Genomic DNA, 9,253 nt, shown 5'->3' on the forward strand with positions numbered 1-9,253 from the left:
GGGGGTCGGGGCCGGGCACCGGCTCCACGGGCACTGCCTCCACGTCCCGGGCGATCCACTCCTGGCCGTGGTCCTCGTAGGTGACGCGGATCTCGTCGCCCTCGGAGATGTCGTGCAGCTGGGCGTTCTCGTCGCCGCGCTTGAGCCGCGTGGCCTCGTCCACGTAGACCTCCTGCTCCTGGCCCTGGCCGTCCACGAAGAGCAGCTCGTCGTCGCCCACCCAGGACACGCGGCCCGCGGCCCAGCCCATGGGCCTCGGCTGCTGACCGGAGCCGCCCGTGCCTTCCTCCGGAGCCGGCGCGGGGGGCGGCGCGCCCTTCGCCTCCGCGCCCGCGTTCTTCAGGGCCTTGGGGTCCACTGTCTCCTTGGAGGCCATCAACCCACGCAGCACCTCCGAGCGTCCCTCTCGGTGCTTCGCGGAGGGCTCATCCGGGTCCAGTCCGCCGTCGTTGCACGCGGACAACCCTCCGAGTCCCATCAGGCCCAGCACCAGCAGGCACGCCGTCCCACGCATTCTCCGCATTGGCCACGTCCTCCCGCATCGTGCGAAAGGAGCCCGCTCCCCGACGGAGTCCCCCTCCATGGCGGCACGGGCCCGCTCTCTCCCCGGTAAACATGGGGACACCCCGTCCCGCGGGGAACCACGAGCGCTGGAGCCTGGGCCTGCCCCCTGTCCGGAGGGCGGGCGGGCGCGCACGGGCCGGTCTACTTCGTCAGCAGCCAGTCCCGCACCGCCATGAAGCGGGCCGTGGGTGCGGCGGCCCTGCGCCACGCGACGTAGAGCGTCCCGCGAGGCCGCCGCGTGGAGCGCCGGCCCGGCTCCGGCGTGAGCGTTACAACCCGCTTCTCCCGCACTGCGGGCGCCACCAGGTAGTCCGGCAGCACCGCGAGCCCCACGCCCGCCTCCACCAGGGCCAGCATCTCATCCAGGTTCGCGACGCGGCAGACCACCTGTGGCGGCAGGGGCTCCTTCGGTCCGAAGGCGGCGCGCCACCACGGCGCCAGCATCGCCAGGTCCGCGTCGAAGGCGATGAACCGGTGCGCGCCGTAGTCCCTCGCCCCGCGCGGCGTTCCCCAGCGCTTCAGGTACGCGGGCGCGCCGACAGCCACGAACTCCTCCTGGGCCACGGGATGGACCTCCAGGCCCGGCGCGTCCGGCAGCAGCCCGAGGATGCCCAGGTCCAGCGCGCCTTCCAGCAGCAGCCGGGACACCCGGCTGGGCACGTCGAAGCGCACGTCCAGCCGCAGCTCCGGGTGCTTCGCCAACAGGCCCGGCAGGCGGGGCCGCAGCCAGTAGCGGAAGAAGGGCCAGGGACCACCGATGGAGACCTCTCCGCGCACCGAGCGCTGGGCCTCGGAGGCCTCCTCCAGCGCCGCGTCCAGCGCGGGCAGGTGCTCGCCCAGCCTCGCGACGAGCGCGGCCCCCGCCGGGGTGAGCCGGGCCCTGCGCCCCACCCGTTCGAACAACGCCACGCCGGTGTCCCGCTCCAGCGCCTTGAGCTGCTGGCCCACGGCGGAGGCGGTGATGCCCAGGCGCGCGGCGGCGGCCGCGTGCGTGCCCGCGCGGCTCACCTCCCACAGGGTCCAGAGCGCTTCGTGATTGCCAAGCATGGCTTCAGTTTATGTGAAGGGACTCGCGGTTTTCTTGGGGGCGGCGCGGACGTATTCCTCACCCATCACCCCACGGGAGTGGGGCTCGAAGGAGGCGTCCCATGGAAGCGCTCACCGCCGTGAAGGTCCTGCTCATCGTCACCAGCCACTCGCAGTTCGGGAACACCGGAGAGAAGACGGGGTTCTGGTTGGAGGAGCTCGCCGCGCCGTACGAGCAGTTCGTGAAGGCAGGCGCCCAGGTGGACATCGCCTCGCCGCTGGGGGGCAAGGCGCCGGTGGACCCTCGCAGCGAGAAGGAGCAGACGGAGGACACGCGCGCCTTCCTCGCGGACGCCGAGGCGACGAAGAAGCTGGCGAACACGAAGGTGCTGGCGCAGGTGAAGGACACCTACGACGCGTACTTCGTGGTGGGCGGGCACGGCGTCATGTGGGACCTGTCCCAGCACGCGCCCACGCACCAGCTGCTGTCCGCGGGCTACGCGCGAGGCGCGGTGGTGGCGGCGGTCTGCCACGGCCCGGCGGCGCTGGTGGGCGTGAAGGGACCGGACGGCAAGCCGCTGGTGGCGGGCAAGCGCGTGGCGGCCTTCAGCAACGCGGAGGAGCAGGCGGCGAAGTTCGACGCCATCGTCCCCTTCGCGCTGGAGACCCGGATGCGCGAGCTGGGCGCGCGCTACGAGTCCGGCCCGCTGTGGAAGAGCTTCACGGTGCGCGACGGGCGGCTCGTCACGGGGCAGAACCCGGCGTCCTCGGCCGCCACCGCGCAGGAGGTCCTCAAGGCGCTGGCGGAGAAGAAGCAGGCCCCGGCCCCCAAGCGCTGAAGGTCAGCCGAACTGGAAGCCGGAGATGCGCGCTCCCATCATGGAGCCGGACCAGGCGGTGGTGCCCCGGTCCGCTCCGGCGGCACCGGCGACGACCATCAAGGGGAGCAGGTGCTCCTCGCGCGGATGGACGAGCCGCGCGTAGGGGGCCTGCGTCCACTGCGTGAGCTTCGCGTCGCGCTCGGCCGAGGGAGAGGTGGCGGCGTCCTGCACCCACGCGTCGAACTTCGCGGAGATGTCCTGCGCGCGCGGGTCTCCGAAGGCGCGCAGGTTGTGGAACGTCATCCCGCTGCCGATGATGAACACGCCCTCGTCGCGAAGCGGCGCGAGCGCCCGGCCCATGGCCAGGTGCTCCGCCGGGTCCAGCCCCTGCTTCAGGGAAAGCTGCACACAGGGGATGTCCGCCTCCGGGTACGTGAGCTTCAGCGGGATGAAGGTGCCGTGGTCGTAGCCGCGCTCGCTGTCCTCCGCCGTGGAGAAGCCCGCGCCGGAGAGCAGCTCCCGCACGCGCGCGGCGAGCCCGGGGTGGCCCGGCGCAGGCCAGGTGATGCGGTACGCCTCCGGCGGGAAGCCCCCGTAGTCATACAGGATGGGCGGCGCGGTGGACGTCATCACCGTGGGTACGCGCTCCTCCCAGTGGGCGGAGATGACGAGCAGCGCCTTCGGCGGTGTCGCGAGGCGCTGACCCACCTGGCCCAGGTACGTCGCGAGCGCCTGGACCTCCGCCTTCGGCAGGCCCAGCTCCACGAACGGCCAGGGGCCGCCTCCGTGAGGGATGAAGACGACGGGCAGGCGCGGGCTGGAAGGATTGGCGGTGGGCATGGCGGCTCTCCTGGGGCCATTCAACTCCACGGGCGGACTGGCGCGCCAACGTACTCGGAGTGGAGCAGCCCGTCCGCTCGGGGCACGACGGCTTCTGCCATGAAACGCCGCTGGGGGACGGATGGGTGGTCCCGTCGCGAAGGCGGTGGCATGAAGAGCATCATCGGCTGGGCGCTCGCCGCGTTCGGCGTCATTGGCTTTGGCATCGAGATCGACAAGCTGATCAGCGGCACCGCGGAGAACACGGTCTCGGGGCTCATCATCGCCGCCGTCTTCATCCTCGGAGGCCTGGCGCTGGTTCGTTCCGCGCGGCGCGCGAAGCTGCCGCCCGAACTGAGGGATGCGCCTGTCATGCGGCCCGCCCTGGACTCCCGAGGCGTCGAGCGGGCCGTGCTCGCCTGCGCGCAGACGCACGGCGGCCGCGTCACCATCGCCGAGGTCGCGGCGGGCACGCAGCTGTCGTTCACGGAGGCCAAGGAGGTGCTCGAGGAGCTCTCCCGCGCCGGCGCCTGCACCGTGGACGTCACGGAGAACGGCGCGTTCATCTACGAGTTCAGCGGCCTGATGCCTCGCGCCGCGAGCAAGGCCTGAGCGGTCCTACCGCGACAGCTTGAGGGTGACGGTCGCCGCGTCCTCCACCGTCCCCTTCAGCGTGAAGCGCAGCTCCCAGACGCCGGGCATGAAGAGGTCCGCGTCGGAGATTTCGTAGGTCCCGGGGTCTTTCGCGGTGACGCGGGGGACGTCGGAGATGCCGTGGCCCATGGCGGGCATCCAGGGCTGGACGGCCAGCACGACACCGGTCACAGGCTTTCCCGACGTGGCGTCGGCGAGCCGCACCTGGAACGTCTGAACACCTCTTCGGAGCGGTGTCGTCTGGGAGAGGACCTCGACGCGGATCCGCCCGGAGGTGCTGGCCGCTGTTCCCACGGTGGCGGGCGCGCTCAGCTGTCCCGCGCCCCACAACAGCATTCCGACAAGCAGTGCCTTCATCATGCTTGCCGTGTAGCGGAAGAAGGCGGGCGGGGTTCTGCGACAAGGTGTCGCATCGCGCATGCGGCTGGAATGCGCGAGGGTGCGCCGTCATGTCCTCTTCCGCCCAGCCCCGTTCGTGGATGTTCGTGGTGCTGGGCGCCGCGGGGCTGGTTGTGTCCGTGCTCGCATGCGCGGCGCTCGTGCTGGTGCTGGACTTCGCATGGTCGGAGGCGCCCGCTTCGAACGCGTCGTGGGAGCTGGAGGTTCCGCCGCCGGTGTATGGCCCGCTGCCGGAGCTGACCCTTCGCGATGCGCGGGGTCAGCCGCTGGAGACGGAGCAGCTTCGTGGACAGCTCTCCCTGGTCCAGTTCGCGTTGGCGCCCCTGCGACAGGTCCAGGCGCAGCTGGAGGCGGACGGCGTCCCGCTTCGAATCGTCCTCGCGACGTCGCGCGACGCCACGGTGCTCCACCCGGATTGACGGCGGCTCCAGGACCGTGGGCATCTCGTGTTGCTGGTGGATCAACGCCTCCAGGTCCGAGGCGTCTACGACTCCAGCCAGGGCCTCTCCACCTCTGAACGTGTCATCACGGACGCGCGCTGTCTGCGCTCCTGTCCCCCTCTATGAAACCCTTGTTCTGGTTCGCGGGAGTGCTGGTCATCGCGTCACTTTTCACCGCGTGGCCCTATGTTCAACGGGAGCGCGCGCGTGTCGCGGCGGAGAACCTGCCCCAGTACGGCACGGTCCCGCGCTTCGAGCTGACCGCGCAGACGGGGCGGCCGTTCTCCGACGCCGACATGCGCGGTCATCTCTACGTGGCGGACTTCTTCTTCACCCGCTGCCCCACGGTCTGCCCGCTGCTCACGGAGAAGATGCTGCGGGTGCAGCGGCAGGCCCGGGAGCAGGGATTGGACCTGCGCTTCGCCTCGTTCAGCGTGGATCCACGTCATGACACGCCGGAGCGGCTGACGGCGTATGCGCGCGACCACCGCATCGACACGTCCAACTGGACGCTGCTGACGGGTCCGATGGACCAGGTGGAGACGACCGTGCTGAAGGGCTTCCGCGTGATGATGGGCCGCGACGCCGACGCGGGCGAGGATGATTTCTTCAGCGTCTTCCACGGCGAGCACTTCGTGCTCGTGGACGCGCGGGGACAGCTCCGCGGCTACTACCGTGTCACGGAGGGCGAAGGGGGCTTGGGAGCCCTGCTCCGGGACGCCGCGCTGCTGGCGCTGGCGCCGGAGTGAATCACTGCATGAGCCCCGCTTGGACCAACAGTTCGCGCACGCGGCGCGCCAGCGCGACGTGGTCCGGGTTGGCCACGGTGAAGCGCTCGGGGGTCAGGATGATCAACGAGCCCCTGTCCTCCACAGGCTCGATGCGCACGGGGGCCGGCAGTGGCGGCACTGTGCCCAAGCGAAGTGAGAGGTACGTAAACCACCCCAGGGAGAAGGGCGCCGAGTCTGGCTCCGGGTACTGCATCCTGTAGGTAGTCGATCCTGCCAATGCCCAGTCGGGCTCCCAGGCGGAAATCATCGCTCTCACGATGCCTTCCAGGACAGGAGTCGTAACGATCCGGTCCGCGTTCGGCCCCCTTCTTGGAAGCGGCATCACGCAGTGATTGGGGTTGGCACCGCTGTAGTCGCCGCACTTGATGCGCAGGTCTACGCTGTCCGCCCCGCTCCCGCCGTTCCCGAACCAGAAGCTAAAGCCAAGATCCTCGAAAGCAGGCCCCCCCTTCTCGCGGTTCACCCCACGCTGAAAAATCTCGGCCAGCGTCGGAACATCGGGTGGCATCAGAGGATGCTTGAGCGCGTCCTTCCGTGACCTTGCAGGCTTGTACCAATGGGCAAGGAAGGGATCACAGGAGGCCAGGAGGTTGAGGAATACCGCTGTCCGCCGGGCACACTCTTCGGGAGACTCCTTGCGTGAGCCCCAGTAGGCGCAAGCATTGTAAGTCTCCGAGTAGCTCTCTGGCGTGGATGTGCTGGTCACGAAACAACCTCTTTAAAGTGCCGGAGTGTGGACGACTTCAACCCCTTTGATTCCCGCTTCCTGAAGGAGCTTCCGCATTGCGTCGGCGGCACGCTTTTCCGCAACGTGCCACCGGATGGGCACTCCACTGCCCCTAAGCTTCCTACTCTGTCGATCGGCCTGATCAATCAGGTCCTTGGCCCCAGAATGGCGGAACCACTCCTTGGGCTCCAGTTCATCAAAGAACCTGGCGTACCCGGGGCCCTTGGCCTCCAGTAGTACACCCTCCTTGAAGCCATCGAACTTCACACCTCCGCTGTTCGGGCCCACGCCACCGACCCAATACGCTTCATCCGCCGTGTACCCGGTGATTTGCTCCTGGTAGCGCCGGGCGCGCGTGGACATCGACTCTTTCGCGGGGCCCCACTGCCCCGGCCCCTGGGAAGGTGCTCCTCCCTTCGAAGCCGTGTTCGCCCGCTGGAGGATGATGGCCGCCCCAGGGCCGCCGCTGAGTGCCGCCGCCGCGCGCCCTGCTGGCACCGCGACGCGCTCCAACGCCAGCGCGCCCTCCGCCGACAGCGAGAGCACCGGAGCCGAGACTTCCGCGCCCAGCGCCATCCCCTTCAGCGCCCGCGTCGTGGCCGAAGCCGCGCCTCCAGTCATGAGCAGGCCCGTCGTGAGCCGCGACACCTCGCGGATCTGCTCGCCACGAGTCATGTACTGGAAGCGCTCCCAGTACATGGGGGAAGCCGCGATGAGCGCCGCCACGCCTGTTGGCAGGTTGCTCAGCCCCGCGATGCTGTCCACAGGACGCGTGAGCAGTTGTCCCAGCGCGTGGTACAGCTCCACGAACGCGTCTTCCGCTCCATCCAGGGTGCGGCTGATGACGTCCGCGTCGTCGTACACCTCGGCCAGGGGCCGCCAATCCGAGGCCTGGAACTGCGCGTCCACGGAGCGGAAGACGCCGCCCTTGCCGCTGTAGAAGCGGCCCAGCTCGAAGCCATGCGCACGGAAGGCACCGTCCTTCCACTCAACTGGCGCCACCTTCTGTTGCGTGCGCCCAGTGAGGGCCCATGCCAGATAGCCGTCCGGGCGCAGCACCGCGATCCGCTCCCGGGAGAAGCGCTCCACCCGCCGCGACAGTTCCTCCCGTGTGGCTTCGCCGTCCTCCATCCAGCACCTCACGCAGGACGAAGCCCGCCACCATCCGCGGTGGCACCGCGTCCCGCGTGACGGGCTTTCGCAGGAGGACTCCGAGCAGCCGTTCCGCCTGCGTGGGCGTCAGCACCTCTCCCACGGGGCGCTCGACGCGCAGCACAGCAGGACCTCCACATGCATCAGGACACTCCAGGCCCGGACGCGGAGGACCGCATCCCGGCTTGGAGTGTCCCGCATGGCCTACTGGATGGCGAAGATGAGCGTCACCTTCGCCTGCACCGTCTGCTCCTCCGGCTGGATGGGCGTCATGGGCGCGGCGCGCGACTCCGCCATGTCCATGGCGAAGGTGGCCGGGTACAGGCGCGGCGCTTCCGTCACCGTGCTCGCGTCCAGCACCGAACCCAGCTTCACGTTCAGCGACGCGGCCAGCACGTCCGCGGACTTGCGCGCCCGCGCCACCGCTTGCCGCAGCGCCTCGCCCTGCACCGCGTCCTGCCGGCTCAGCCCGAAGCGCACCGAGTCCACCCGGTTCGCTCCCGCCGCCAGCGCCTTGTCCAACAGGCTCCCCACCTTGGACAGGTCCGTCACGTGGACGCTCACCAGGTTGCTCACCCGGTAGCCCTTGAGCTTGGGCTCACCGCCCTGCGGCGGCGCCGGCGTGTACTCGGGATAGACGTTGTAGTTGCGCGTCTGCAGGTCCCGCTTCGCGATGCCCGCACCGGTGAGCGCCGCGAGCACCTTCTCCATCCGCTTCGCGTTCTCCTCACCCGCCGCCTTCGCGTTCGCGGCGGACGTCTCCACCGCCACGTCGATGAAGGCCTCGTCCGGCTGCGCCTTCACCTCGCCCGTGCCCTCCACGCGCAACGTGCGCACCTGCGAATCCACGGGCGGCCGGGGCTGCGGTGAGCCGGACGGCGGAACCTGCGTCTGCGCCGCGGCCGTGAAGCCCGCCAGCACCACCAACGTCGTCAACATCCTGCGAACAGCGGACATGGCGCCTCCTTCCCAAAGGCTGAGGAAAAGACCTTCGCGCTTCCCGCGCGAAAGCCTCCCATGTCCCTCAGGACGCCCCGGCCCCGGTGGACATTCACCAGGGCCGGGACGTCTGGCGCCGGACGCTCGGCTAGTGCAGCGAGTCCCCCGCCGAATCCATGGACATGAGGGACTCCAGCGGCTTCTTCAGCGGACGCGGCGCGGACTTGCGCACCTGGGTCACCGCCTTGCGGCGCGCGGTGCGCAGCGCGTCCCGCCCCATGTCCATCATCGCCGCCACCGCGCCCGTCAGCAGGTTGCCCGGCGGCGTGTCCGGCGCGGCCGGGTGCGGGTGCGTGGGCGCGGCCTTCTTCGCCAGCTCCAGCGACTCGCCCACCTGCCGCAGCTCCTGCGGCTTGAAGGCCTTCTTCACCTCCGGGAAGAGGTACTGCTCCTCCTCCAGGACGTGCGCGCGCACGTTCTCCATCAGCACGTGCACCTTCGCGTCGAAGCGCTCGGACTCCGCGGGCAGCGTGTCCAGCTCCGACAGCACCCACTTCACCACGTGGTGCTCCTCCAGCGAGCGCAGCACGTCCGGGGACAGGTCCTCCGAGCGCGCGCGCACGGCCGGGTAGAAGACCTGCTCCTCGATGGCGGCGTGGATGGACAGCTCGCGCACCATCTCGTCCACCAGCTTGCGCTTGTGCGCCAGCGCGTGGTCGCCCGCCTTCTCGAACTTGCGGAACAGCTGCTCCACCGTCTTGTGGTCCGCCTTCAGCAACGTGATGGCATCCATGGGCCGTCTCCCTTCGCGTCGAATCGGGGGGCCGCGCCTCCCCCTTCGCCATGACGCCCGGGTCCCGAAGTGGCCCTGGCGCAGCGCGGCACGGAGTGAAGGGTGGGGATGGATTCCCGGCCGTGCCC

Annotated in this window: 12 protein-coding genes; 4 read left to right on the top strand and 8 right to left on the bottom strand. The window is 69.8% G+C overall.

Going from position 1 to position 9,253, the window contains the following annotated elements:
• Both D7X55_RS29490 and D7X55_RS29495 read right to left on the bottom strand, forming a co-directional pair.
• Positions 1-523 (bottom strand): hypothetical protein (locus D7X55_RS29490; protein ID WP_147470256.1); only part of this gene is annotated, 523 nt, incomplete at its 3' end.
• A gap of 182 nt (positions 524-705) precedes the next feature.
• Positions 706-1,611: a LysR family transcriptional regulator gene (locus D7X55_RS29495; protein WP_120549703.1), complete on the bottom strand. Its 906-nt coding sequence runs from the start codon at positions 1,609-1,611 to the stop codon at positions 706-708.
• Between the two features lie 101 nt (positions 1,612-1,712).
• Between D7X55_RS29495 and D7X55_RS29500 the strand changes: the two genes are divergently transcribed.
• Positions 1,713-2,429: a type 1 glutamine amidotransferase domain-containing protein gene (locus D7X55_RS29500; protein WP_120549702.1), complete on the top strand. Its 717-nt coding sequence runs from the start codon at positions 1,713-1,715 to the stop codon at positions 2,427-2,429.
• Positions 2,430-2,432: 3 nt separating this feature from the next.
• Here D7X55_RS29500 and D7X55_RS29505 read toward each other — a convergent pair whose 3' ends face one another.
• Positions 2,433-3,251 carry a class III extradiol ring-cleavage dioxygenase gene (locus D7X55_RS29505; RefSeq protein ID WP_121724810.1) on the bottom strand — a complete coding sequence of 273 codons (819 nt, stop codon included), beginning with the start codon at positions 3,249-3,251 and terminating at the stop codon, positions 2,433-2,435.
• A gap of 150 nt (positions 3,252-3,401) precedes the next feature.
• Here D7X55_RS29505 and D7X55_RS29510 point away from each other — a divergent pair, with 150 nt between their 5' ends.
• Positions 3,402-3,842 carry a hypothetical protein gene (locus D7X55_RS29510; protein ID WP_120549700.1) on the top strand — a complete coding sequence of 147 codons (441 nt, stop codon included), beginning with the start codon at positions 3,402-3,404 and terminating at the stop codon, positions 3,840-3,842.
• 6 nt (positions 3,843-3,848) lie between these two features.
• On the opposite strand, the gene D7X55_RS29515 is transcribed toward D7X55_RS29510, so the two are convergent.
• A complete protein-coding gene (locus D7X55_RS29515) occupies positions 3,849-4,244 on the bottom strand; it encodes a FixH family protein (protein WP_233610145.1) in 396 nt (131 codons plus the stop codon).
• A gap of 89 nt (positions 4,245-4,333) precedes the next feature.
• Between D7X55_RS29515 and D7X55_RS29520 the strand changes: the two genes are divergently transcribed.
• Both D7X55_RS29520 and D7X55_RS29525 read left to right on the top strand, forming a co-directional pair.
• The gene (locus D7X55_RS29520) at positions 4,334-4,702 is read left to right on the top strand and encodes a hypothetical protein (protein ID WP_121724811.1); all 369 of its coding nucleotides are present in this window, start codon (positions 4,334-4,336) and stop codon (positions 4,700-4,702) included.
• Between the two features lie 143 nt (positions 4,703-4,845).
• Complete coding sequence (locus tag D7X55_RS29525; RefSeq protein WP_121724812.1) at positions 4,846-5,472, top strand: SCO family protein; 627 nt, start codon at positions 4,846-4,848, stop codon at positions 5,470-5,472.
• 1 nt (position 5,473) lies between these two features.
• Here the strand turns inward: D7X55_RS29525 and D7X55_RS29530 are convergent, their stop codons facing one another.
• From D7X55_RS29530 to D7X55_RS29545, 4 genes are all read right to left on the bottom strand, one after another.
• Positions 5,474-6,220, bottom strand: coding sequence for an immunity 52 family protein (locus D7X55_RS29530; protein ID WP_120549697.1), 747 nt, complete (start codon positions 6,218-6,220; stop codon positions 5,474-5,476).
• Positions 6,221-6,232: 12 nt separating this feature from the next.
• Complete coding sequence (locus D7X55_RS45550; protein ID WP_279637390.1) at positions 6,233-7,372, bottom strand: Tox-REase-5 domain-containing protein; 1,140 nt, start codon at positions 7,370-7,372, stop codon at positions 6,233-6,235.
• A gap of 225 nt (positions 7,373-7,597) precedes the next feature.
• Positions 7,598-8,350, bottom strand: coding sequence for an SIMPL domain-containing protein (locus D7X55_RS29540; protein ID WP_121724813.1), 753 nt, complete (start codon positions 8,348-8,350; stop codon positions 7,598-7,600).
• A 130-nt stretch (positions 8,351-8,480) separates the two neighbouring features.
• A complete protein-coding gene (locus tag D7X55_RS29545; protein ID WP_120548563.1) occupies positions 8,481-9,125 on the bottom strand; it encodes a hemerythrin domain-containing protein in 645 nt (214 codons plus the stop codon).
• Between the last annotated feature and the right edge of the window lie 128 nt (positions 9,126-9,253).

This window comes from Corallococcus sp. AB049A (assembly GCF_003668885.1).
Taxonomy (GTDB): domain Bacteria; phylum Myxococcota; class Myxococcia; order Myxococcales; family Myxococcaceae; genus Corallococcus; species Corallococcus interemptor.